The organism is Streptomyces sp. NPDC006711, assembly GCF_042869775.1.
Classification (GTDB): Bacteria; Actinomycetota; Actinomycetes; order Streptomycetales; family Streptomycetaceae; genus Streptomyces.
In genome coordinates, this window is sequence record NZ_JBIAGO010000019.1 from 81,652 (window position 1) to 105,224 (window position 23,573).

At 71.3% G+C, this 23,573-nt stretch carries 21 protein-coding genes and 1 tRNA gene; 8 read left to right on the forward strand and 14 right to left on the reverse strand.

Going from position 1 to position 23,573, the window contains the following annotated elements:
* The first annotated feature begins 728 nt into the window (after window positions 1–728).
* A complete protein-coding gene (locus tag ACFYM2_RS29225; RefSeq protein WP_388840387.1) occupies window positions 729–1,994 on the forward strand; it encodes a hypothetical protein in 1,266 nt (421 codons plus the stop codon).
* A 194-nt stretch (window positions 1,995–2,188) separates the two neighbouring features.
* Here ACFYM2_RS29225 and ACFYM2_RS29230 read toward each other — a convergent pair.
* From ACFYM2_RS29230 to galU, 7 genes are all read right to left on the reverse strand, one after another.
* Window positions 2,189–2,262: transfer RNA gene (locus ACFYM2_RS29230), tRNA-Ala, on the reverse strand.
* A 75-nt stretch (window positions 2,263–2,337) separates the two neighbouring features.
* Complete coding sequence (glpR, locus tag ACFYM2_RS29235; protein ID WP_388840390.1) at window positions 2,338–3,483, reverse strand: gephyrin-like molybdotransferase receptor GlpR; 1,146 nt, start codon at window positions 3,481–3,483, stop codon at window positions 2,338–2,340.
* Between the two features lie 313 nt (window positions 3,484–3,796).
* The gene (locus tag ACFYM2_RS29240; RefSeq protein WP_388461472.1) at window positions 3,797–4,432 is read right to left on the reverse strand and encodes a GNAT family N-acetyltransferase; all 636 of its coding nucleotides are present in this window, start codon (window positions 4,430–4,432) and stop codon (window positions 3,797–3,799) included.
* A complete protein-coding gene (locus ACFYM2_RS29245; protein ID WP_388840482.1) occupies window positions 4,429–4,935 on the reverse strand; it encodes a molybdenum cofactor biosynthesis protein B in 507 nt (168 codons plus the stop codon). Before ACFYM2_RS29245 ends, ACFYM2_RS29240 begins: the two co-directional genes overlap by 4 nt.
* 89 nt (window positions 4,936–5,024) lie before the next feature.
* Entirely contained in the window at window positions 5,025–5,522 is a 498-nt protein-coding gene (gene moaC / locus ACFYM2_RS29250; RefSeq protein ID WP_359001944.1) for a cyclic pyranopterin monophosphate synthase MoaC, read from the reverse strand.
* Window positions 5,523–5,581: 59 nt separating this feature from the next.
* Window positions 5,582–6,883, reverse strand: coding sequence for a gephyrin-like molybdotransferase Glp (glp, locus tag ACFYM2_RS29255; protein ID WP_359001946.1), 1,302 nt, complete (start codon window positions 6,881–6,883; stop codon window positions 5,582–5,584).
* A gap of 6 nt (window positions 6,884–6,889) precedes the next feature.
* The gene (gene galU / locus ACFYM2_RS29260) at window positions 6,890–7,792 is read right to left on the reverse strand and encodes a UTP--glucose-1-phosphate uridylyltransferase GalU (RefSeq protein ID WP_350230872.1); all 903 of its coding nucleotides are present in this window, start codon (window positions 7,790–7,792) and stop codon (window positions 6,890–6,892) included.
* Window positions 7,793–7,896: 104 nt separating this feature from the next.
* Here galU and ACFYM2_RS29265 point away from each other — a divergent pair, with 104 nt between their 5' ends.
* Window positions 7,897–8,478 carry a 5-formyltetrahydrofolate cyclo-ligase gene (locus ACFYM2_RS29265; protein ID WP_388461416.1) on the forward strand — a complete coding sequence of 194 codons (582 nt, stop codon included), beginning with the start codon at window positions 7,897–7,899 and terminating at the stop codon, window positions 8,476–8,478.
* Window positions 8,479–8,496: 18 nt separating this feature from the next.
* Here ACFYM2_RS29265 and ACFYM2_RS29270 read toward each other — a convergent pair whose 3' ends face one another.
* Window positions 8,497–11,250, reverse strand: coding sequence for a penicillin acylase family protein (locus tag ACFYM2_RS29270; RefSeq protein WP_359001950.1), 2,754 nt, complete (start codon window positions 11,248–11,250; stop codon window positions 8,497–8,499).
* A gap of 259 nt (window positions 11,251–11,509) precedes the next feature.
* Between ACFYM2_RS29270 and ACFYM2_RS29275 the strand changes: the two genes are divergently transcribed.
* The 6 genes from ACFYM2_RS29275 (at window position 11,510) to mscL (ending at window position 17,713) form a co-directional block, all read left to right on the forward strand.
* Window positions 11,510–13,096: a potassium/proton antiporter gene (locus ACFYM2_RS29275; RefSeq protein WP_388461412.1), complete on the forward strand. Its 1,587-nt coding sequence runs from the start codon at window positions 11,510–11,512 to the stop codon at window positions 13,094–13,096.
* A gap of 284 nt (window positions 13,097–13,380) precedes the next feature.
* A complete protein-coding gene (locus ACFYM2_RS29280; protein WP_359001954.1) occupies window positions 13,381–14,652 on the forward strand; it encodes an MFS transporter in 1,272 nt (423 codons plus the stop codon).
* 68 nt (window positions 14,653–14,720) lie between these two features.
* Entirely contained in the window at window positions 14,721–15,032 is a 312-nt protein-coding gene (locus tag ACFYM2_RS29285) for an FmdB family zinc ribbon protein (RefSeq protein WP_350230877.1), read from the forward strand.
* 74 nt (window positions 15,033–15,106) lie between these two features.
* Window positions 15,107–15,940: an S-methyl-5'-thioadenosine phosphorylase gene (locus ACFYM2_RS29290; RefSeq protein WP_359001956.1), complete on the forward strand. Its 834-nt coding sequence runs from the start codon at window positions 15,107–15,109 to the stop codon at window positions 15,938–15,940.
* 600 nt (window positions 15,941–16,540) lie between these two features.
* Window positions 16,541–17,032, forward strand: coding sequence for a hypothetical protein (locus tag ACFYM2_RS29295; RefSeq protein WP_388840394.1), 492 nt, complete (start codon window positions 16,541–16,543; stop codon window positions 17,030–17,032).
* A gap of 123 nt (window positions 17,033–17,155) precedes the next feature.
* Window positions 17,156–17,713: a large conductance mechanosensitive channel protein MscL gene (mscL, locus tag ACFYM2_RS29300; protein ID WP_359001962.1), complete on the forward strand. Its 558-nt coding sequence runs from the start codon at window positions 17,156–17,158 to the stop codon at window positions 17,711–17,713.
* A 202-nt stretch (window positions 17,714–17,915) separates the two neighbouring features.
* Here mscL and ACFYM2_RS29305 read toward each other — a convergent pair whose 3' ends face one another.
* From ACFYM2_RS29305 to ACFYM2_RS29330, 6 genes are all read right to left on the reverse strand, one after another.
* Window positions 17,916–18,119 carry a hypothetical protein gene (locus tag ACFYM2_RS29305; RefSeq protein WP_359001964.1) on the reverse strand — a complete coding sequence of 68 codons (204 nt, stop codon included), beginning with the start codon at window positions 18,117–18,119 and terminating at the stop codon, window positions 17,916–17,918.
* A 172-nt stretch (window positions 18,120–18,291) separates the two neighbouring features.
* A complete protein-coding gene (locus tag ACFYM2_RS29310) occupies window positions 18,292–18,750 on the reverse strand; it encodes a hypothetical protein (RefSeq protein WP_388840397.1) in 459 nt (152 codons plus the stop codon).
* The gene (locus ACFYM2_RS29315) at window positions 18,747–19,388 is read right to left on the reverse strand and encodes a ubiquinol-cytochrome c reductase iron-sulfur subunit (protein WP_388461403.1); all 642 of its coding nucleotides are present in this window, start codon (window positions 19,386–19,388) and stop codon (window positions 18,747–18,749) included. The genes ACFYM2_RS29310 and ACFYM2_RS29315 overlap by 4 nt, the downstream gene beginning before the upstream one ends.
* The gene (locus ACFYM2_RS29320) at window positions 19,385–20,041 is read right to left on the reverse strand and encodes a 4Fe-4S dicluster domain-containing protein (protein WP_388840400.1); all 657 of its coding nucleotides are present in this window, start codon (window positions 20,039–20,041) and stop codon (window positions 19,385–19,387) included. The genes ACFYM2_RS29315 and ACFYM2_RS29320 overlap by 4 nt, the downstream gene beginning before the upstream one ends.
* Window positions 20,042–20,049: 8 nt before the next feature.
* On the reverse strand, window positions 20,050–22,350 hold the full coding sequence (locus ACFYM2_RS29325) for a molybdopterin oxidoreductase family protein (protein ID WP_388840403.1): 2,301 nt from the start codon (window positions 22,348–22,350) through the stop codon (window positions 20,050–20,052).
* Entirely contained in the window at window positions 22,347–23,462 is a 1,116-nt protein-coding gene (locus ACFYM2_RS29330) for an MFS transporter (protein ID WP_388840406.1), read from the reverse strand. The genes ACFYM2_RS29325 and ACFYM2_RS29330 overlap by 4 nt, the downstream gene beginning before the upstream one ends.
* Between the last annotated feature and the right edge of the window lie 111 nt (window positions 23,463–23,573).

The window sequence follows — 23,573 nt, forward strand, 5'->3', positions numbered from 1 at the left end:
GACTCGGTCTCCGTCTCACGGCACGTCGGCCGCCCACACCCCGCATGACGCTCCCCCCACAGGAACAACACAGAAATGACACAAGTGAGCGCATCAAACGCAACGGCAACGCCGCAGGTCAACGGTTTTCCCCAGTCAAATCCGGTGGCGCCGGTCCGCGACCCTCCACGCCCAGCGCTCGTTTCCAGCCGACCGGGGTTGTCGCAACACACCCAACCATCCCCGGATGTTGGCGATTTGAGGAAGAGCTTCCAGCCACGGCAGGGGCGTGACAGAGACCGCAGGACCCACCTCGTCAGACTGGCGGGTATCTCAATCCTTTACTTCGCGTTGACTCGCACACCCAGTAGCCGAAATCACCCATCCACGCCTTTCGCATATGAACCAGCCAATGTCGCTTCTATGCGCATCTGTCGCTGGCGGCTCAGGGGCCGCGTCCGTCAACAGGGCCTCCGCACCGCCGGCACCGGAAGACGGAGGGCGGCGGCCCCTGGCGCCGAGCCGCGCCGTGACCGATGATCGACACGCCGCCGCACGAGCGGGGAGCGCCGCGGAGCTCATACGAACGCTCCGCTGAGCCGCGTCGACGCCGCAGTTGGCGGCCCGCGCCCCACCCGTACGGCCCGCCTTCCGCTGCTCTTTCGTACCCCGGGGTGAAAAGCGCCGCCGGGGTGAAGCGGGATGCGGCATGCCAGGTGAGCACCTTGATTGACCTTTTGGACGGGAATGTGACAGGGACTCAGATACACACCGCTCCGCCCCGCAGCCGAGGAGGCCGGGGTTCGACACCTGTTTCCGGACACGCGCGGTCGGCTCTCCGCGCTCTGGCCGCGTCATGGCGGCGGGTACGGGCGGCGCTGCTGCTGCACTGCGGGCTGCGCCTGGCCGGCATCGCCCTGGTGGGTGCATGGGGGCACCGCAAGGGGCTCGGCCTGTACGAGATCCTGGCGACACGGTGGGACTCGGTCTACTACCTCAACATCGCGGAGCACGGCTACAGCGGCCATATGGTCCCCGCCTGTCAGCTGGGCGGCCCCACCTGCAAGCTCGCCTTCTTTCCCCTGTACCCCGCTCTGATACGGGCCGTCCGCGCCGCCACCGGACTCCCGGTCGGCTGGGCCGCCTGGGGCGCAGCGCTGGCCGCCTCACTCTTCGCGGCCTGGGGGATCTTCGCCGTCGCCGAGAAGCTGCACGGCGCACGGGTCGCGCTGTTCACCGTCGCCCTGTACGCGGTCGTGCCGCACGCCCTCGTACAGTCCATGGCCTATACGGAGCCGGTGTTCACCGCGCTGGCCGCCTGGGCCCTGTACGCGGTACTCACCCGGGCCTGGCTCACCGCCGGGACCCTGGCCCTGCTCGCCGGTGCCACCAGACCCTCCGGCCTCGCCGTCATCGCCGCCGTCACCCTTGGCGCGGCCTGGCACCTGTGGTCCACCACCGGCGGGCGATCGGCTGAGCCGCTGCCCCTCCCGGGCGGGCACGCGCCCGGACGCCCTAGGGCCCGGCTGTACGGCGCCGTGGCCCTGGCACCCCTCGGCTGGATCGCCTTCGTCCTCTGGGTCGGGCACCGCATGCGCCGCTGGGACGGCTACTTCGTCGAGCAGCGACTGTGGGGGTCCACGCTTGACGGCGGTACCTTCACCATCCAACGCCTGCGCGACCTGTTCACTCAGCCCCAACTCTCCCTCGACTACGTCGTGGTTGCCGCTACCGTCATCACGGCGGTCGTCCTGCTCGCAAGCCTGGCGCTGCGCCGACCGCCCCTCGGCGTCTGGATATACGCTGCCGCGCTGGTCCTCATTACCGTCGGCGGCGCCGGTTTCTTCCACGCGAAAGCCCGCTTCCTGCTCCCCGCCTTCCCCCTCCTCTTCCCCTTGGCCACAGCGCTCGCCCGGGCGCGCACCACCACCGTCTACGCCGTCCTCACCGGCACCGCCATCGCCTCCGCCCTCTACAGCGGATACCTGACGATGGTGTGGACCCACTCCCCGTAAGGTGCCGCAGCGCCGACCCCGGGCCGGGGCGTGCGTGTTCGGCATGGGGCCGCGTCCGCCTTGCTTGCCCGGGCGGCGCGCGGGCTCGGCGGGTCGACCGGCCAAGCGAGCTCGGAAGAAGTTGCTGTACTTCGCTGCTGGACGCACGGAAAGAGCCCCTGCCGGATTTCTCCGACAGGGGCTCTGACCTGTTGTGGACCTGAGGGGATTCGAACCCCTGACCCCCTCGATGCGAACGAGGTGCGCTACCGGACTGCGCCACAGGCCCTTGCAACGAGTGAAACCTTAGCACCCGGATGGGAGTGGTTGGAAATCCGGTCCCCGCTGGTCAGCGGCAGCGGGTTCATTCGTTGGCGGCGCGGGGGCGGTCGTCGTCCGCGTACTGATCGAAGAGGGGCGTCCTGCGGCGACTTGAGCCCCCGCGCCGGCGCGGGGGCTCCTCGGCGGCCGGCTCGGGGGACGGGGCCGGGTCCGCCGTCGAGGAGCGGGCGGACGACCACGTGTCGGGGGCGCCCAGGTCGATGCTGCCGGTGGCGCGCGGGGCGACCGGCGCGGTCACGTACGTGGGCAGCGGGACCGGCACCGGGTCCCAGCTCGCGCCGCGCTCGGGGCCGCGCTCGCGCTGCTGGTCGACCCACTCCGCGTGGTCGGTCTGCTCGACCAGCGCGCGCCGTCCGGCCTCCTGCGGGGAGAGGGCGGGCGCGGGTGCGGGTTCGGGCACGGGGGCCGGGTGGTGGGCTTCCGGTTCGTCGTCGGGCTCGGTGCCCGGCGCCGTGACCCGGGCCCTCGGCCGGCTCTCGCGCAGCCGCTGCGCCGCCGCCTCGGCGCGACGGCGGTCCATGGTGAACGCGAAGCGCCGCCGCTCCTGGACGCGGAGGTGGACGATGTACGCGCTCAGGAGGGCCGCCGGTACGGCCGGCGCCCACAGGAAGCCGAGGCCGCCCACCGCCGCGACGATCGCGCCCAGCGTGAAGGCGAGGAAGAGGATGACGGTGGTGCGCCGGCGGCGCGCGAGCACGGCGCTGCGCTGGGCGCGCCGTGCCCGTTCGGCCGAGGCCCCGGCTCCCGCTCCCCCGGGGCGCGGCCCACGTTCGCGCCGGGGCTCCCCCGCCGGGGGCTCGCGGCGCTCCCCGCGCTGCTCCGGGGCGTCCGGCCGCTCCTGTGGCGCGGCGCGCCTGTCGCGGGCCCGGGGCACGGCGGACTCGCGGTGGCCCGTGGACTCCCCCGGGGTGGCCAGGGGCTCCGTGAGGGCGTCCGCCGAATGGCCGGGCTCGGCCCCGGGCGCGTCCTCCTCGATGGCCCGCTGGCGCAGCTCCTTGGCGTACCGGCGCTCCATGGCCGACCGGCCGGACAGCAGCCGGATGGCGGTGCTGAAGCGTTCCGTCGGGCGTGCCTCGTTGAGCTCGTCCTGCCTGCGGAGCCACATCGGCACCAAGTAGGCGGCCCAGGCCCCGACGATGACTGCGTAAATGAGGCCGCTGCTGCTCACACACCACACCGTAGAGGGGCTGGCGCGCGGGGATACGCCAATTGAGCCGGTGTGTCGCACGATCTGGCTGATATCACCGGCTTTTTTTGTGATTTCTCAGATCGTTCGACGGGAGATGCCGGGTAGAATTCGAACGGATTCGAACAGATGGGTGTCGAATTCGAACGTTTATTTTATTTTCCGGTCGGGGTGAGGCTGGGGTGGTGCTGGGTTGGGGCTGGATGGCAGCCCCGAGTGCCCTCTGCCACGGCTCGGGCTGCCCAGAGCCCGTCCCCGCTGCCCCGGCCGACCGCCCGCCCCTCCCGCCCCCGGGTCACTGCCCGGGGTGCCCCGGATGCGGCTGCCTGGCCCGGCGCCAGCGGGCGAGCAGGCCCTCGGGGACCTCCTCGGCGGTCAGCGCGTACACCAGGTGATCGCGCCACGCCCCGTCGATGTGGAGATAGCGCGGCCGCAGCCCCTCCTCACGGAACCCCAGCTTCTGCACCACCCGGCGGCTCGGCCCGTTCTCGGGGCGGATGCACACCTCCATGCGGTGCAGCCCGACCACCCGGAAGCAGTGGTCGACGGCGAGCGCGACGGCCGTCGGCATCACGCCGCGCCCCGCCACCTCGCGGTCCACCCAGTACCCGACGTGGCCCGAGCACATCGACCCCCAGGTGATCCCGGCGACCGTCAACTGGCCCACCAGCTGGCCCTGGTACTCGATGACGAAGGGCAGCATGCGGCCCGCGCTCGCCTCGGTGCGCAGGTGGCGGACCATCTGGCGGTAGGTGGGGCGCTGCGGGAAGGGCGCGCCGGGCGCGGGCGGCGGGATCGTCGCCTCCCAGGGGCGCAGCCAGTCGCGATTGCGCCGGTTGACCTCGCGCCAGGCCCGTTGGTCGCGCACCTTTATGGGGCGGAGGACCACATCGCCCTCCGCCAGCTCGACCGGCCACGAAGGAACGTTCAGCTCGGGCTCCCCGACGGTCTGGGGTGGTCGCCGCCGCGGATCTGGTCCACGGCGTGCCGCAGGATCCGCTCCAGGACGGCGATTCCGTCGCGTACGCCGCCAGTGGAGCCCGGCAGGTTGACGATCAGGGTGCGCCCGCCGGCCACTCCGGCCAGGCCTCGGGAGAGGGCGGCGGTGGGGACCTTGGCCAGGCCCTCGGCACGGATGGCCTCGGCGATGCCGGGAACATCGTGGTCGAGGACGGCGCGGGTGGCCTCCGGGGTGCGGTCGGTGGGCGAGAGGCCGGTGCCGCCGGTGGTGACGATCACGTCGTACCCGGCGGCCGCGCCCGCGCGCAGCGCCTGCTCCACAGGGTCGCCGTCCGGCACGACCAGCGGGCCGTCCACGGCGAAGCCCAGCGCGCCCAGGCCCTCGGCGAGCAGCGGGCCGCCCTTGTCCGCGTACACCCCGGCGGCCGCCCGGTTGGAGGCGGTGACGACGAGCGCCGCGTAGGGCGCGAGCAGCGCTTGGCCGAGGTCTTCGCCGCCGGGCGGGAAGGGCGCCGCCGCCTGCGGCCCCGGGCGCGACGGGACGGGGCCCGCCTGCGGGGACGTCATGCTCCGGCCTCCTCGGGCCTGTGCCAGTGGCCGGACTTGCCGCCGGTCTTCTCCTCGACCCGGATGTCGGTGATGACGGCCGCCTTGTCGACGGCCTTGACCATGTCGACGACGGTCAGCGCCGCCACGGACACGGCGGTCAGCGCCTCCATCTCGACGCCCGTGCGGTCGGTGGTCTTGACCGTGGCCAGGATCTCCACCGCTTCGTCGGTGACCGCGAGGTCGAGCTGCACGCCGGAGACGGCCAGCGGGTGGCAGAGCGGGATGAGGTCGGGGGTGCGCTTGGCGCCCATGATCCCCGCGATGCGCGCGGTGGCCAGCGCGTCACCCTTGGGCACGCCCTCGCCGCGCAGGAGCTCCACCACGCGCGGCGCGACGAGCACGCGGCCGCTCGCCCGGGCGGTGCGCGCGGTGACGTCCTTGTCGGAAACGTCGACCATGCGGGCCGCGCCCGCCTCGTCGATGTGCGTGAGCCTGCCTTGCGTCGTACTCATTCGGTGGCGCTCCCGGTACGGCTTCTGTGGGCAGACACCGTACCCCCACCCGCTGACACTCAGCCGAGCAGGATCACTTCCACCTCGCTGCCGGGCTCCGCCGACGTGGTGTCCTCGGGGAGCACGATGAGGCAGTCGGCGAGCGCGAGGGCCGCGATCAGATGCGATCCCGAGCCGCCCACGGGGCTGACGGTGCCCGCGTCGGCGTCGTAGGTGCCGCGCAGGAACTGGCGCCGCTCGGCGGGCGAGGTGAGCGCCTTGCCGGTTTTCAAAGTGGCGCGGACGGTGGGCCGGTGGACGTCCTCAAGACCCATCAGAGTGCGGATGGCGGGGCGTACGAACAGCTCGAAGGAGACGTAGGAGGACACCGGGTTGCCGGGCAGTGCGAGCAGCGGGGTGTGGTCGGGGCCGATCGAGCCGAAGCCCTGGGGCTTGCCCGGCTGCATCTTCAGCTTGCGGAAGTCGATGCCGCTGCCCGGCTGGTCCTCGTCGCCCACCGAGGACAGCGCCTCCTTGACGACGTCGTACGCGCCGACGCTGACGCCTCCGGTGGTGACCAGCAGATCGGCGCGGATCAGCTGGTCCTCGATGGTGTCGCGCAGCACCGCCGCGTCGTCGGTGACCGCGCCGACCCGGTAGGCGATGGCGCCCGCGTCCCGCGCGGCGGCGCAGAGCGCGAAGCTGTTGGAGTCGTAGATCTGGCCGTCGCCCAACGCCTCGCCTGGCTGGACCAGTTCGCTCCCGGTGGACAGCACCACCACGCGCGGGCGCGGGCGGACGGTGACCGTGCCGCGGCCGATCGCGGCGAGCAGCCCGATCTGCGGCGGCCCGAGCACGGTGCCCGCCGCAAGGGCGAGATCGCCCGCCTGGACGTCGCTGCCCCGGGCGCGGACGTGGGCGCGCTCCTCTGCGCCCCGGTGCACCCGCACTTCGCCGCTCGCCCCTTCGGGGGAGGCTCCCGCAGGGCGCATGCCGGTGGCGGCTCCCAGGCCGCTGCCGCCGTCGGTCCACTCCACGGGGACGACGGTCTCGGCGCCGGGCGGCAGCGGGGCGCCGGTCATGATCCGGGCGGCCTGGCCGGGGCCGACGGTGGGGAGGTCCTTGCTGCCGGCCGCGACGTCACCGATGACGGTGAGCACCGCAGGGAACTCCTCGCTGGCGCCCGCCACATCGGCGACCCGCACCGCGTACCCGTCCATCGAGCTGTTGTCGAAGGGCGGCAGGGCGACGGGCACCATCACGTCCTCGACCAGGACGCAGCCCTGGGCGTCGGGCAGTTGCAGCTCGATGGCCTCGAGCGGCCTGACGGCGGCGAGGATGTCGTCCAGGTGCTCGTCCACCGACCAGATCGTGTTGCTCACGGGTGCCTACATCTCCTCGGTGACGTACCGGCGAAGCCAGGCCTTGAAGTCCGGGCCCAGGTCTTCACGTTCGCATGCCAGTCTGACAATGGCTCGCAGGTAGTCTCCGCGATCGCCGGTGTCATAGCGGCGGCCCTTGAAGACGACGCCGTGCACCGGGCCGCCGATCGACTCGTCCGCGGCCATGTGCTGGAGCGCGTCGGTGAGCTGGATCTCGTTGCCCCGGCCGGGCTCGGTGGTGCGCAGCACGCCGAAGACGGCCGGGTCCAGCACATAGCGGCCGATGACGGCGAGGTTGGAGGGCGCCTCGGCCGCCTCGGGCTTCTCCACCAGGCCGGTGACCCGCACGACATCACTCTCGGCGGTGGTTTCGACGGCCGCGCAGCCATAGAGGTGGATCTGCTCGGGGTCGACCTCCATGAGCGCGATCACGCTGCCGCCCTCGTGTTCCTGGATCTCCACCATCCGGGAAAGCAGCTGGTCACGGGCGTCGATCAGGTCGTCGCCCAGGAGCACCGCGAAGGGCTGCTCGCCCACGTGCGGGGCCGCGCACAGGACGGCGTGTCCCAGACCGCGCGGGTCGCCCTGGCGTACGTAGTGGATGGCCGCCAGGTCGCTGGACTCCTGCACCTTGGCCAGCCGGTCCGCGTCGCCCTTGCGGGTCAGCGCCGACTCCAGTTCGTAGTTCCGGTCGAAGTGGTCCTCCAGCGGCCGCTTGTTGCGTCCGGTCACCATCAGGACGTCCGACAGGCCCGCCGCCACCGCCTCCTCCACCACGTACTGGATGGCCGGCTTGTCCACCACCGGCAGCATTTCCTTCGGTGTGGCCTTGGTGGCCGGAAGGAACCGGGTGCCGAGACCGGCGGCGGGGATGACAGCCTTGGTGATCCGAGGAGGCGACTGAGTCATGCGGGCACCCTATCCGCTGCGTATGGGCAGAAGATTATTCTCCGGTGAATTCGCTCTCTTACCCGAGCATTTGAGGGGATTGCAGAAATACGGTGAGTGATCACATGTCCGAAAAGGCCCTGTTGCGGCGCGGCCTCCTCGACGCCAGGAAGCGGCTGGACCAGGACGAGCTGCGCGCCGCCTCCCTGGCGCTCGCCGAACAGGCCCTCGCGCTGCCCGAACTCGCCGTGGCGCGCACGGTCGCCGCGTATGTCTCGGTGGGCCGCGAGCCCGGCACCCGTGCGCTCATCGACGCGCTGCGTGCCCGGGGCGTACGGGTGCTGCTCCCGGTGCTGCTCGCGGACAACGACCTGGACTGGGCCGTCTACGCCGGGCCCGAGCACCTGCTGCCGGCCGGACGCGGGCTCCTGGAGCCCGACGGCGAACGGCTCGGTCCGAGCGCCGTGACGGGCGCGGACGCCGTGCTGCTGCCCGGACTCGCGGTGGACGCGCGCGGGATGCGGCTGGGGCGCGGCGGCGGCTCCTACGACCGGGTGCTCGCCCGCGTCGAGGCGTCGGGAAGCGCGCCCGCCCTTGTGGTGCTCCTGTACGCGAACGAGGTGGTCGCGCGGGTCCCGGAGGAACCGCACGACCACCCCGTGCGAGCGGTCGTCACCCCCTGCGGGGTGACGCGTTTCGGCGACTGAGGGCTCGTGTCGCCCGTACTACGGCGTGAGCTTCAGCGTGTCGACGGTTGACGCGTCGACCGCCTTCTGGCTGAACGACCAGTCCAGGAGGTCGCCCTTGGCCCACTTCTCGGTCTGGTCCGAGTAGTGCGCGCTGTAGGCGTGACCCGAGGCGCCGGTGAGGTTGATCCACTTGGACTTGTCGAGGTCCTTGAGGTTGACGATCATCCGCATCGAGGGGACCCAGGTGACGCCGTAGTCCCCGCTCGCCGCGTTCCAGCCGGTCGCGTCGACCGCGGCCTCACCGCCGCCCAGGTTCCACGGGCCGCGGTTGAGGATGTACCGCAGGACGCCGGGGCCCTCCTTGCCGAGGGTCTGGTTCTCCAGCGTCAGCTGGTGCAGCCGGCCCCACGTCCAGGTGGTGGTGTCCTTGCCGAGCTTGGCCGTCAGCTCCCAGCGGGCGTCCTTCATGGCCCGCGCGAGCAGCTGGTCGCGGGTCGTGGTGGCCTTGTCCAGACGGGTCGCGGGCGACTTCCACCAGCTGTTGTTCTGGTCGTTGAAGATGGTGCGGACGACCTCGGACCAGCGGTCACCGCCGTCGGGCTGCGCCGAGTCGCCGTCGCGCTCGCCGCATTCCAGGACCTTCTTGTCGGGGTCGTCGACCGGGCCCGTGCCGGCCGGCGGCGTCACGTACAGGCACTCGCCCTTGGGCCGCAGCTCCTTGGGCAGCTTGTTGCCGAACGCCAGCTTCAGGACGTTGCGCCACACCGCGTTGAAGTAGGCGGCGGCCGCCGAGTCGTTCTCCTGGGTGTAGTCCCAGCCTTCGAGGAGCTTCTGCGCCTCGCGCACCGAGGGGTCGGACACGTCGATCTTGAGCAGGGCGGGCGTCAGGAGCGCGGCGATCTCGCTGCTGTTGTCCATCTGCATCTTCTGCATGTCCTCGGTGGAGATCTTGCCGCCACCCTTGATCTTCGACTCGATGAGGTCGTTGATCCGCTGGCTGCGGGTGCCGTATCCCCAGTCCTTGGTCAGCAGGTACGGGTACTTCTTCTCGTCGATCACGGCCTGGTTGGCGGTGACGATGAAGCCGCGCTGGGGGTCGTACTCATAGGGCAGCGCGTCGAAGGGGACGTAGTTCTTCTTCCACGTGTACTTCGAGTCCCACCCGGGGGCCGGCATGGTGCCGTCGACACCGTCGGCGCGGACCGGGATCCTGCCCGGCGCCTGGTAGCCGATGTGGCCCTTGGTGTCGGCGTAGATCAGGTTCTGCGAGGGGACCTCGAAATCCTTGGCCGCGAGCCGGAAGGACTTGAAGTCGTTGGCCTTGTCGAGCGCGAACACGGCGTCCATGGACTTGCCGGGGTCGAGCGCCGTCCACCGCAGGGCGACCGCGTAGCCCGATCCCCGGTCGGGGGCGGCGGTGTTGACGGGCGCCTTCTGGCCGACCGTCTCCAGCTCGTCGTCGCGGTCGGACACCAGCGGGCCGTTGTTGGTCTCACGGATGGTGATGGTCTTGCTGGGGCCGCCGGCGACCTTGATGACCTCCTCGCGCGTGACGAGGGGCTTCTCCTCGTTGTCGTAGAGGTAGTTGGAGCCGGAGATCTTCTCCAGGTACAGGTCGGTCACGTCGGCGCCGAGGTTGGTGAAGCCCCAGGAGACGTCCTGGTTGTGACCGATGATCACGCCGGGCATCCCGGAGAACGTGTAGCCCGCCACGTCGTAGGTGCACGAGCTGGACAGCTTCCGGCAGTGCAGGCCCATCTGGTACCAGAGCGAGGGCATCATCGGCGCGAGGTGCGGGTCGTTGGCGAGCAGCGGCATGCCGGTCGTCGTGTACTTGCCCGACACCACCCAGGAGTTGGACCCGATGCCGCTGCCGTTGGGGCCGAGCAGTGAGGGGATCGTGTCGAGGGTGTCGGAGAGCGACGCGAGCTGGCTCTGCGTGCCCTGGAGTGCGCCCTGGGCGGTGCCTGACGCCCCGTTGGAGGCCGTGGCGGCGCGCTGGGGGTCGAACTGCCCGGTCGCCTTGTTGTACGAGCCCTCGTCCACGATGGGGCGGTGCGTGGCGGCCGGGTAGGCCGGGTACAGGTCCTTGATCTGCTGCGGGCTGAGCCGGCTCGTCATCAGGGAACGGTCGATCTCGTCCTGCATGTTGCCGCGCAGGTCCCAGGCCATCGCCTTGAGCCAGGCCACCGAGTCGACCGGCGTCCAGGCCTCCGGCTTGTAGTCGTTGGTGAAGCTGAGCGCCGCGTACTCGACGGAGATGTCCTTGCCGTCCTTGCCCTTGAGGTACGCGTTCACCCCCGCCGAGTACGCCTGGAGGTACTTCTTCGTGGCGGGCGACAGCTTGGTGTCGTACTCCTGCTGCGCGACCCGGCGCCAGCCCAGCGTGCGCAGGAAGGCATCGGTGTCCACCTGGCCGCTGCCGAACATCTCCGAGAGCCGGCCCGACGTCATGTGCCGGCGCACGTCCATCTCCCAGAAGCGGTCCTGCGCCTGGACGTACCCCTGGGCCATGAACAGGTCCGCGTCGTTGTCGGCGTAGATCTGCGGAACGCCGTAGTCGTCGCGCTTGACCTCGACCTGGCCGAGGAGACCGGGGACCTTGAGGGTGCCGGTGGTCTGCGGGAAGGAGGCGCGCACGGTACTGACGCCCCAGTACGCGCCGTAGGCGACGCCCGCGACCAGCGCCAGCACCAGGACGAGGACGAACAGCCGCAGGCGGCGTCCCCTCTTCCTGGTCGTCTTGCCGGCCTTCGTACCGGCGGAAGGGGCGGTTGTGGTGGCGGGCATCGCTGTCCTTCGAGGGGCAGGGTGGTCCAGGAGTACTGGGAGCAACCATAGGCGCAGCCGCTGACAGCCCCGGACGCGGTGTCCGCGTTCGCCCGCGGGGACACCGCACAACGGAGCACGCGCGTAAAGAAAGCGTCAAAGATTAGGTAAGGTAACGAAGTACCTTGGGGCGCAGGAACGTTTCACTCGGTGCGACTGGTGCGGCCCCCGGGGCCCCCGGATGCGCATCAGGCGCTCGGGGATGCACGATTTTCAGGGGGTGCCTGCGGCGCCTGAGGGGAAGGATCGGCCACTGACTGTCCACCAGCTCAACGAACTCCTGCTCATCTGCTCGCTCGTTCTGCTCATCGCCGTGGCGGCGGTGCGCGTCTCCTCACGCAGCGGGCTCCCCAGCCTGCTCCTGTATCTCGGCATCGGCATCGTGATGGGCCAGGACGGCCTCTTCGACGTCCGGTTCGACGACGCCGAGCTGACGCAGGTCATCGGCTACGCCGCGCTCGTGGTGATCCTGGCCGAGGGCGGCCTCGGCACCAAGTGGAAAGAGATCAGACCGGCGCTGCCGGCGGCGATGGTGCTCTCGCTCGTCGGCGTCGCGGTGAGCGTGGGAATCACGGCGGCGGGCGCGCACTATCTGGTGGGCCTGGAATGGCGCCAGTCGCTCATCATCGGCGCGGTGGTCTCCTCCACGGACGCGGCGGCCGTCTTCTCGGTGCTGCGCAAGGTGCCGCTGCCCTCACGCATCACCGGCGTCCTGGAGGCCGAATCCGGCTTCAACGACGCCCCCGTCGTCATCCTGGTCGTCGCCTTCTCCACCCCGGGCCCGGTCGACTCCTGGTACCTCCTGGTCGGGAAGATAGCCCTGGAGCTGGCCATCGGCGCCTCGATCGGGCTCGCGGTCGGCTGGCTCGGCTCCTACGGGCTGCGTCATGTCGCGCTGCCCGCCTCCGGCCTCTACCCGATCGCCGTGATGGCGATCGCGGTCAGCGCCTACGCGGCCGGCGCGATGGCACACGGCTCCGGATTCCTCGCGGTGTACCTCGCCTCCATGATGCTCGGCAACGCCAAGCTCCCCCACTGGGCCGCCACCCGCGGCTTCGCCGACGGACTCGGCTGGCTCGCCCAGATCGGCATGTTCGTCCTGCTTGGACTCCTGGTCACCCCGCACAACCTGACCGCCGACTTCTGGCCCGCCGTGATCATCGGCCTCGTCCTGACGATGGTGGCCAGGCCGGTGGAGATCCTGCTCAGCCTGCTGCCGTTCAGGCTGCCCTGGCAGGAGCAGGCCCTGATGTCCTGGGCGGGGCTGCGCGGCGCGGTCCCCATCATCCTCGCCACCATCCCGATGGTGTCCGGGATCGAGGGCAGCGAGAAGATCTTCAACATCGTCTTCATCCTGGTCGTCGTCTACACCCTCATCCAGGGCCCGACACTGCCGTGGCTCGCCCGCAAGCTCCAGCTCTCCGACGCCGACGAGGCCGCCGACCTCGGCGTCGAGTCCGCCCCTCTGGAGCGGCTGCGCGGCCATCTGCTGTCCGTGGCCATCCCGGCGAAGTCCCGGATGCACGGCGTGGAGGTGCACGAGCTGAGGATGCCGCCCGGGGCCGCCGTCACGCTGGTGGTCCGGGACGGCGCGAGCTTCGTGCCGGGCCCCACGACGATGCTGCGGCGCGGCGACGAGCTCCTGGTGGTCGCGACCGACCCGGTACGCGACGCCGCCGAGTCCCGGCTGCGCGCCGTCGGCCAGGGCGGCAAGCTCGCCGGCTGGCTCGGCGCCGGGGGCGACAGGGCCGCCGCGCCCGGCGCGAAGCCGGTGAAGACAAGGCGAACGGGACGCCACGACGCGTAACGCCCTGTCAAGCCGCGTGACGGCCGCATAAACAGGGGGCGACGGTGGGCACTCCGTGCGGAATCACAGGCACGGAGTGCCAAACCTCTGTATCATGAAGGCACACCACTGATCGACCAACTCTGCCTGACGCAGAGCTGGCGCGACCGTATGGCGGTCGGGAGCTCCCTGCGGCAGCCCCCGGCATCTACCGCAGTTCCGCGCAAGAGGACAGCTCTCGGCAACGCCCGCACCCACAATCCGTGCATGGGGCGCGCTACCAGGCGGCAGAAAGGCAAGGGGCCGTGGCATCCACGGTCACTTCTGACCAGCGGCCCGGTTACGGGCAGCTGCTGCGCACACCCGGCGCACTGTCCTTCCTCCTGCCCGGCTTCGCCGCCCGGCAGCCCTTCGCGATGCTCACCATCGGCATTCTGCTGCTCGTCCAGCACACCACCGGCTCCTACGGCGGCGCCGGCGCCGTGGCCGCCTTCACCGGCGTCTCCATGGCCCTGTTCGCGCCGCAGAGCGGCAAGCTCGCGGACCGCTTCGGACAGCGCGCGGTCCTGGTGCCGGGCGTGCTCGTCCACGCCGCCTCGGTGTCGGCGCTGACCGCGCTCGCGCTGGCCGGCGCGCCGCTGTGGGCCCTGTTCATCGCGGCCGTGCCCACCGGCGCCTCCGTCCCGCAGGTCGGCCCCATGGTGCGGGCCCGCTGGGCCAGCAGGCTCGACGGCTCCCCCCTGATGGCCACCGCCGCGGCCTTCGAGTCGGTGACCGACGAGTTCACCTTCGTCATCGGTCCCGTCCTCGCGACCGCCCTGTGCACCAGCGTCCACCCTGCGGCCGGTCTGATCGCCGAGGCGTCGCTGACCCTCGTCGGCGGCCTCCTGTTCGCCGCCCGGCGCGGTACGCAGCCGCCGGTACGCAGCGCCGCCGACCACGAGCGGAGCGAGCACACCTCCGCGCTGTCCATCCCGGGCGTCCGCGTCCTCGCGATGGCCTTCCTCGGCATCGGTTCGGTCTTCGGCGGCATGCAGGTTTCGCTGACCGCGTTCGCGGAAGAGATCGGCAACCCCGGCATCAACGGCGTCCTTTACGGCATTTTCGCCGCCGGAAACATGCTGGCGGGCATCGCGTGCGGCGCCATCGCCTGGAAGTCCGCCCCTCGCACCCGTCTGATCGCCGGCTACACGGCGCTCGCCCTGGCGGCGTCCGGACTGTGGGCGGCGCACTCCGCCCTGCTGCTCGGCGGCCTCGGCCTGATCGTCGGCCTGTGCATCGCCCCCGCCCTGATCACGGGTTACACGCTCGTCGAGTCCCTGGTCCCGGCCACCTCGCGCACCGAGGCCTTCACCTGGCTGACCGGCGCGGTGGCCCTCGGCCAGGCCGCAGCCGTCACCGTCGCGGGACGCCTGACCGACGCCCACGGCTCGACCGCCGGATTCCTGGTGCCGATGGGGGGCACGGTGCTGGCTCTGATCACGCTCTACGCCCTGCGCTCGCGGCTCACCCCGCCCGCTCCGGCACGTACCGTGGCGCGTGGCGTCGGTCACCGTGTCCCCGTCGCGGTGGACTGATCCCGAGGAATACGTCACTATGGACCGTCGTTAGCACTCATCGAGTGAGAGTGCCAGGAGGAAGACAAGTGCCGACCTACCAGTACCAGTGCACCGAGTGCGGCGAGGGCCTCGAGGCGGTGCAGAAGTTCACCGATGACGCCCTGACCGTTTGCCCGAACTGCGACGGACGCCTGAAGAAGGTGTTCTCGGCGGTCGGCATCGTCTTCAAGGGCTCGGGCTTCTACCGCAACGACAGCCGTGGCTCGTCGTCCAGCAGCTCCCCCGCGTCCAGCTCGGCGTCCAAGACCTCGACGTCGTCGAGCTCGGACTCCAAGCCCGCCGCGTCGACGAGCTCCACCTCCGCGTCGACCTCGTCGAGCGCGAGCCCGGCCGCCTGACCGCCGCAGCGCATCACCCCTGCCGTTCCACGGCGGGGGTTTTCGCGTTCGGGGCCCCCGTTAGTGTGACCGGCATGACCAACGCAGAGATCGGCGTCATCGGCGGCTCGGGCTTCTACTCGTTCCTCGAGGACGTCACCGAAGTCCAGGTGGACACCCCCTACGGCGCCCCAAGCGACTCACTCTTCCTCGGCGAGATCGCCGGGCGGAAGGTGGCGTTCCTCCCCCGCCACGGCCGAGGCCACCACTTGCCGCCGCACCGCATCAACTACCGCGCCAATCTGTGGGCGCTGCGCTCGGTGGGGGTACGCCAGGTCCTCGGCCCGTGCGCGGTCGGCGGCCTGCGCCAGGAGTACGGGCCGGGCACGCTGCTCGTACCGGACCAGTTGGTGGACCGTACGAAGGCGCGCACGCAGACCTTCTTCGACGGTGTGCCGCTGCCGGACGGCACGATCCCCAACGTCGTGCACACCACGTTCGCCGACCCCTACTGCCCCGTCGGCCGTGCGGCCGCGCTGACCGCCGCCGACGGCCACGGCTGGCAGGCCGTGGACGGCGGCACCATGGTCGTCATCGAGGGGCCCCGCTTCTCCACCCGCGCCGAGTCGCGGTGGCACGCCGCGATGGGCTGGTCGGTGGTCGGCATGACCGGGCACCCGGAGGCCGTCCTCGCCCGCGAACTGGGCCTCTGCTACACGTCCATGTCCCTCGTCACCGACCTCGACGCCGGCGCCGAGACCGGCGACGGCGTCTCGCACACCGAGGTCCTGAAGGTGTTCGGCGAGAACGTGGCGCGCCTGCGCGAGGTCCTGTTCGACGCGGTCGCGGCCCTTCCGGCGACGGAGGACCGCGACTGCTTGTGCACGCACGCACACGACGGCTGGGACCTGGGGATCGAGCTGCCGTGAGGTGGGGAGCGGGGCGGGCTTGAGGGTCTTGAGGGTGAAGCGGGTGCGAGCGTCGGCGTGAGGGCGGGGTGGGTGCGGGCCCGGGGCTCGGGGTTCGGGGTTCGGGGGTTCGGGGGTTCGGGACTGAACTCCCCGTTCGGGTGAGCGAGTTGTCCACAAGCGGAGGGTGGTCCACAGGCCCCGGCGAGATCGCGCGGGACGGGGGATCGTGAGGAGCGTCAGAGCAGCACAGGCACTCCACGATCGGCAGTGATCACGATGTCCGCACAGCGCACGATGCCCACACAGCTCACGATGTCCGCCCAGCCCACGATGCGCGCGTCCACGCCTCCGCAGGGGCCCGCGCCCGCAGGCACGACCGCGTCCAGGTCCGGGCGCCCGCCCCTGCACCCGCAGGTACGTGCGTCCGCGTCCAGGCCGGAGGCGATGCGCACGTCCAGGCCCGGGACGGCACCCGAGCCCAGGCCGGCGCCCGCACCCGCTCACACCCAGAGCCACACCCACACCCACACCCCCAGCTCCCCCTTCACCTCCGCCCGCGCTCGCCGTCCCTCGCCCCTCCCCTACCTGCCTCCCCTGCCTGCGCCGGAGCCCGGCAGCGTGCCGTTCTTCCCGCCGCTGCGGGTGCGCGGCGGGAAGAACGCGCTGCGCCGCGCGATGCGCAAGCGACGGCGGGCCCTGGCGGCGGGGCTCGCGGTCACGGCGGCGGCCCTCGCGGTCTCCAGCCCGCAGGCAGCCGAGCGCCCTCGTCCGGCCACGGCCCCGGCGCCACGCGAACGCGGGCCCGCGCGCCCGGCCCCGGTGGCGGCGGCCGAGCTCGTGTCGGCCCCGGTACGGATCGCGGACGCGGAGACCGTACGGCTGCTGAGGCCCGGCGACCGGGTCGATGTGATCGCGTCCGCCAACTCGCCCTCGGGCGCGGCCGGCGAGGCACGCGTGGTGGCAACGAACGCCAGGGTCAAGGGAGTTCCTGCTTCGCGGCAGGCCGCGTCGGACACCGGGGCTCTCGTCATCCTCGCCGTACCGCTCGAGACCGCCAGGGCGCTGGCGGGCGCGGGCACCACGTCCCGGCTGGCGGTGACCCTGTGCTGATTCGCACGGGCGAACGGACAAGTCACCAGTTCGCGTGCGCGGATTGGACAGCGCGCGTCCGCGCTGTCCAAGGTGGCGCAGGAGTTCGCTCCGCCCCCTGCACACGCGAAGAAAGGCTCATTGGTGAGCGAGGACAAGACAGGCGTGATGGCCGGCTTCAAGGCCTTCTTGATGCGTGGAAACGTGATCGACCTGGCCGTCGCCGTGGTGATCGGCGCCGCGTTCACCAACATCGTGAACTCGGTCGTGAAGGGCGTGATCAACCCGCTGGTCGGCGCGTTCGGCACGAAGAACCTGGAGAGCTACCACTCCTGCCTGAAGGGCCCGTGCACGGGAGACTCGGGCATCCAGATCCTCTGGGGCGGGGTGCTCAGCGCCGTGCTGAGCTTCTTCATCACCGCGGCCGTCGTCTATTTCCTGATGGTGCTGCCGATGGCCAGGATCCTGGCCAAGCGCGCCATGCACGACAAGGCGAAGGAGGGGGTGCGCGAGACGATGGAGGTCAGCGAGCTGGAGGTGCTGAAGGAGATCCGCGACGTCCTGGTCGCCCAGCGCGGCCCCAGCTCCGGCCCGGCCTCGGGCTCGGGCCCTGGCTCCGGTGCGGGTCCCGGCTCCGCCCCCGGCACCGCTCCGGGCTCCACCCCTGGATCGGGCCCCGGCTCCGGCCCCGCAGGGTTCTAGGACCGCCCTCTACGACGCGAGCACGACGTCCGGACCACACATCGCGCGGGGCGCGGACGCGGTGGGTGGCTTACTCGTCGCGGACGACGCGGTGGGTGACCCACTCGCCGCAGACGTCATGGGGGCGGCGGGCGGCCGGCGCGCCGCACGCGACACGGACACGGACACGGACACCGGCGGCGACCCGCACACCGCGCACACCTCAGATGTGGTGGGGCGGCTTCTCGTCGAGGAAGCGGGCCAGGTCGGCGGCGCTGTCCGGGGAGGCGGGGCGTTCGCCCCAGCCACGGTCGGTGTCGTCGGCGGACTGCTGGTCCAGCGGGTCGTCGAAGACCAGCCTCGGCTTGGCCGGCTCCTTGGACTCTGAGTCCCGGTCGCGGGGACCGGGGGCGGGGGCGGTGCTCATGTCTCCAGGGTACGGCGGGCGACGGCGCCCTCCGCCCGGCAGACGGTCCCGTGGGCGGCGGGGCAGCGGCGGCTGGCGCTGCGCGCACTGCTCCTGCCCGTACGCGTACGGTCGGCCCCGCACTCCCCGGGATCAGCCTCGCCCCGGACGCCAGCCCCAACAACCCTGCGAATCAACGGTCCTTGGGGTCGAGCGTCCACAGGCCCAGGACGACCAGGAACGACAGACACAGGAAGCCCGCACCCCACCAGGCGGTGCTGGTGTTGCCCCGCATCCACTCGTTCACCACCACGGTCAGGCCCCACAGCTGGCCGATGACCACGGTGATCGCCAGGACGAGGCGGGCCGTCAGCTTCGACGAGCGTTCCGGCTCCTGCTCGCTGCCGGCGCCGGGCCCCGCCCCGGTGTGCCGGACGCGGGGGTCGCCATAGCCGCTGGTCGGACGGATCTGCGGGTAGCGCTCATGGACCGGCCGGTTGAGGCGGGGCTGCGCGGAGCCGGGGGTGTACGAGGGCCGCACGGGCACGGCGTGCCCCTCGCCGGGCCCAGCGGTGTCCCCGCCGCCCGGGGCCCTGCCATCAGGGCTCCCACCGAACCGCCGGGACGCGCCCCCTTCCGCGTCGGGGTTCATGTCCGCTCACTCCTTTCGGCCGCCCGGGCGTTCGCGGCGGGGCAGCCGAGGCGGGCCGCCAGGTCGGGACGTTGGCCGGCGAACTGCCGGCAGACGGCGTCCTTGGTGCTCTCGCCGGATCGCGCCGTGGCCACCGCCCAGACGCTTCCGTCGTCCTGCTCCACCAGGAGCACCTTGGGCAGCGGACGCGGCGGGGGTCCCGCCGTCACCTCTCCGGTGCGGGCGTCGAAGACACCTTCGTGGCAGGGGCAGTACAACTCGCCCTCGGCGCCCCGGTCCTCGCGCCACAGCACGCCGCAGGCCAGATGCGTACAGACGGCGGAGTAGCCCACGAGGGTGCCGTCCTTGAGGCGGACGGCGACCGCGCGGTCGTCCTCTCCGGGGAAGCGGAAGGCGACGGACTCGCCGGGGGCGAGGACGCGCGCCACCTGCTTGGCGTCGGGCGGTCCGTCGCCGTCGCCGTGCCGGTACAGTACGCCGGCGGCGACGGCGAGGCCGCCGACGGCAAGGCCGCCCGAGACGGTGGTGACGATGCGCAGGTAGTCGCGGCGGGTGGTGAGGGAGTCGGCGGCGATCCGGTCGTGAAGGGCGGCCCGGGCCGGGTCGGGGGCGGCGGGGGTCTGGTCGGTGACGCTCATCGGGTGCCGTCCTTCCCGCCCGCGCGTCGCCCGCCACCCCGGTCGGAGTCGGCTTGGTTCACGGCTCTTCCGTTCACCTCGACGATCGGCAGGCCGCCGGGCACCGGCCACTGGACCTTGTCGGCGGGCACGACCATGGCCACGCCGGTGGAGACGACCACATCGCCGAACGTGAAGGAGTCGGCGACCTGGACCCCGGGGCGCTCGGCGCGCAGTTCGTCGACGGTGCCGTAGAAGAGCGCGCCGGTCGGGCAGACCGTGGCGCACATGGGGGCCAGACCGTAGGAGGTGCGGTCGTAGCAGAGGTTGCACTTCATCTGGAGCTTCGCCTGGAGGTCGATCTTCGGTACGCCGAAGGGGCAGGCGTTGACGCAGTTGGCGCAGCCGATGCAGCGGGTGGTGTCGGCCTGCTGCACCACACCGTCCGCGGTCACCAGGATCGCGTCGGCGGGACACACCTCGGCGCAGGGCGCGACCGGGTCCTCGCAGTGCATGCAGACCGTGGGAAGGGAGGCGACGGAGTGACCCTCGTCGGGATAATCAAGATGGATCATGGACTTGCCCCGGTGCGAGTCGCACTCGCGGCACGCGGACACGCAGGCCTGGCAGCCGATGCAGCGCCCCGGGTCGATGAAGATCGTTCTGCCCATCACGGCGGCCCTCAGCTCCTCTCCGCGGTCCCACGGCCCTGCGGGGACGTGGGAGGCAGGGGGTCGGTGCGCGAGACCTGGGCCGCCGGATACGCCACGTGCCCCGGCGCGACCGGTGGCGCCGGCACCTCGTCGATCCGCTCGGCGGCCTCGATGCGGCAGGCACACACCTTGTACTCGGGAATCTTCGAGCGCGGATCGAGGGCGTCGATGGTGAGCGCGTTGGCGGCCGTGGGGACGGCCCAGTGGTACGGGATGAACACGGTGTCGGGGCGGATGGCCGCGGTGACCAGGGCCGGGAAGACCTCGCTGCCACGCCGGGTCACCACCCGTACCGGGTCGCCGTTGCGGAAGCCGTGCGAGGGGTGGACCTCCACCCAGGGGCGCGGCGTCTGCTCGACGAGTGCGGCGAGCCGGCGGGTCTGGTTGCCGGACAGGAAGTGCGCCACGGTGCGGCCCGTGGTCAGCGACATCGGGTGGTCCTCGTCGTACGGGTCCATCGGCGGGTGCCACTCCACGACCTGCATATGGATCTTGCCGTCGGGGTGCGCGGTCCTGCCGTCCTCGAACAGCCGGGGCGTGCCGGGATGGTCGGTCGAGGGGCAGGGCCAGGCGATACCGCCGGTCTCCTCAAGCCGCTCGTAGGTGATGCCGTAGTAGTCGTTGACCGTTCCGGCCGACGCGAGCCGCAGCTCCTCGAAGACATCGCGGGAGCCCTCATAGGCGAACTTGGCGCCCGCGCCCAGGCGTTGGGCCAGCTGACACATCACCCAGGTGTCGGTGCGCACCCCGGCGGGTGGCTCCTGCGCCTTGTTGTGCTTGACCACCCGGGCCTCGGCGTTGGCCATCACGCCCTCGTCCTCGGCCCAGGTGGTCACGGGGAGGACCACGTGCGCGTTGGCGGCGGTCTCGGAGAGGAAGAAGTCGAATTGAGCGTGGAACTCGAGGGCGCCGTAACCGGATTTCACCGTCGCGTAGTTGGGGAGGGAGACGAACGGGTTGTTGCAGATGCCGATCAGGCCGCGGATCTCGTGGCGCTGCATCTGCCAGACCATTTCCATCATCGAGGTGCCCGCAGGCGGGAGTTCGGTCTCCTCGATTCCCCAGATCTCGCAGATCTGGCGGCGGTGTTCGGGATTGGAGATGGAACGTCCGCCGGGCAGCAGGTCGGACTTCTGGCCGTGCTCGCGCCCGCCCTGCCCGTTGCCCTGGCCGGTGATGGTGCCGTACCCGGCGCCTGGTCTGCCGAGATTTCCGGTGGCCGCGCACAGGTTGATGACGGTCAGGCAGTTCTCGACGCCCTGGGAGTGGTGTTCGATGCCTCGCGCGTGCCAGGCCATCGCCCGGCCCGCGCCCGCGAAGGCCCGGGCGACCTGGACGACCTGCGAGGCGGGGATCCCGCAGATGTCGCCTGCCGTCTCGGGCGTGCAGTCGGCGACGGCGGCGCGCACCTCGTCCCAGCCGGTGGTGTGCGCGGCGACGAACTCCTCGTCGACGAGGTTTTCCTCGATCACGACGTGCAGTACGGCGTTGAAGAAGGCCGCGTCGGTGCCGGGTTTGAGGGCGACGTGGATGTCGGCGGTGCGCGCGATGGCCGTCTCGCGCGGGTCGATCACGATCAGGGTGGCGCCTCGGTCCCGGGCCCCCCACAGGTACTGGGTCATCACGGGGAAGCACTCCCCGACGTTGGACCCGGCGATCAGGAGGCAGTCGGTGAGCAGGATGTCGGAGAAGGGGTTTCCGGCGCGGTCGATGCCGAAGGCGAGCTTGTTGGCGCCGGCCGCCGAGACCATGCACAGCCGGCCGTTGTAGTCGACGTGCCGCGTCTTGAGCGCGACCCGGGCGAACTTGCCGACCAGGTACGTCTTCTCCGAGAACAGGCTCGCCCCGCCGAGCAGTCCGAACGCGTCGTTGCCGTGGGCGGCCTGGATGCGGCGGACCTCGGCGGCGGTGAAGTCCAGCGCTTCCTCCCAGGAGACCTCGCGGAACGGCTCGTCGCGGGAGCGGCGCATGAGCGGGGCGGTCAGCCGGTCGGGGTGGTTGACCTGCTGGTAGGCGTTGATGCCCTTGGGGCACAGGCGCATCCGGTTGATGTCGTGGTTGCGCGGCTCCACCCCGAACACCTTGCCCGCCCGGTCCACCCGCAGATACATGCCGCACTGCACCCCGCAGAAGCAGCAGTGGGTCGGCACGAGGGTTTCGCCGTTCTGGTCGGCGTGCCACTGGTCGGCCGGGATGCCGCCGGCGTCCCGGAAGTCGCGGGTGCCGGGTGGTGCGATCGAGGGGTCGAGCGGAAGGGGCCGGCTGCTCACTTGAAGCCCTTCTTGACGTTGCTGAGGTAGGCGGAACCGCGCAGTACCCGCTTGCAGCGCGGGCAGTAGGCGGCCCAGGCGTCGAAGTCGAGCGACAGGTCGCGCATGGTGCCCCGCAGGTTCTCGACGTAGGCGACCGTGTCGATCGGCTCGCCGCAGCGCTTGCACGCGAAGACGCGCTCGTCCTGACGGGAGGGGTATTTGAAGAGCTGCATGCCGACCGCGGCCGGCCGCTGCACGATGTGGAAGAACTTGCCGAAGGGGATGTGGATGAGCGTGAAGACCACCGACACCATGTGCAGGACGGCCAGGAACTCGTAGCCCCCGCCGTGCAGGAAGATCGAGGAGAAGGTGAGCAGCAGCCCCGTCACGGAGATCACGATCAGCGCGATCAGCGGCACGAGGTCGTATCCGAAGCGCTGTCCTGTCATGGCTCCCCGGTCCTTCATCCGGCGCCACAGGAAGTACGAGGCGCCCGGGATCACCAGGACGGCGGCGATGTCCAGGCCGTGGAACATCAGCCAGCCCGGCACGCTCAGCGAGTCGAAACCGAGGATCTTGAACCCCCAGATCCGCATCTCATATCCGGGGCCGGCGGCGGAGTCCCCGGTGAAGGTGAACCAGCCCCAGGTCAGCGGGAAGGTGATCGCGGCAGCCAGCAGGCAGCCCCAGAAGATCAACTGGTGCGCGGCCCACCGGGCGTGCGAGCGGGCGCCGAGGAACTTCTGGAAGCCGAGGTAGGTGGCGATCATCCTCGGCAGGGCGGTGGGCGCCTTGCGGAAGTTGGCGGCCGAGAACAGGCTGCGCCACCCCTGCCGGAAGAGGCGGCGCGCGCCAGGAGAGGAGATCCACACGGTGTAGCGGTAGGCGACACCGAAGGCCAGGAACACGGTGGCGACCGCGTAGGGAAGGAGGGCGGAGTCGAAGTCCTTGAGCAGCCTGCTGCCGAACACGATGGCCAGCACGAGCAGCACGGAAACGGCCGTCCCGGCCAGGGTGGCGCGGGCCGCCACGGAACGCCGGGCGGGCGCGGGGGCCGACGCCGGTGAGGGCAGCAGACCCGGCGAGGTGACGTCCGGCCCTGCTGCGGGGGGTGCGGGTGGCTCGGTCACCCCCTCACGATAGGGACAATTCCGTACCAAATACTCGTTTTACCGTCAACAGGGTGACTCCGCCCGGACGTCCTTCGCCCTGCCGGGACCAAGCCGTCGCCGGCCCGGTTC

What these genes read in the sequence shown, in the direction of transcription:
- ACFYM2_RS29265 (WP_388461416.1), top strand. Translation starts at nt 7,897, where the DNA reads ATGTCCGAAAAGGCCCTGTTGCGGCGCGGCCTCCTCGACGCCAGGAAG.
- ACFYM2_RS29310 (WP_388840397.1), bottom strand. Translation starts at nt 18,750, where the DNA reads ATGAACCCCGACGCGGAAGGGGGCGCGTCCCGGCGGTTCGGTGGGAGC.
- ACFYM2_RS29290 (WP_359001956.1), top strand. Translation starts at nt 15,107, where the DNA reads ATGACCAACGCAGAGATCGGCGTCATCGGCGGCTCGGGCTTCTACTCG.
- ACFYM2_RS29315 (WP_388461403.1), bottom strand. Translation starts at nt 19,388, where the DNA reads ATGAGCGTCACCGACCAGACCCCCGCCGCCCCCGACCCGGCCCGGGCC.
- galU (WP_350230872.1), bottom strand. Translation starts at nt 7,792, where the DNA reads ATGACTCAGTCGCCTCCTCGGATCACCAAGGCTGTCATCCCCGCCGCC.
- ACFYM2_RS29305 (WP_359001964.1), bottom strand. Translation starts at nt 18,119, where the DNA reads ATGAGCACCGCCCCCGCCCCCGGTCCCCGCGACCGGGACTCAGAGTCC.
- moaC (WP_359001944.1), bottom strand. Translation starts at nt 5,522, where the DNA reads ATGAGTACGACGCAAGGCAGGCTCACGCACATCGACGAGGCGGGCGCG.
- ACFYM2_RS29270 (WP_359001950.1), bottom strand. Translation starts at nt 11,250, where the DNA reads ATGCCCGCCACCACAACCGCCCCTTCCGCCGGTACGAAGGCCGGCAAG.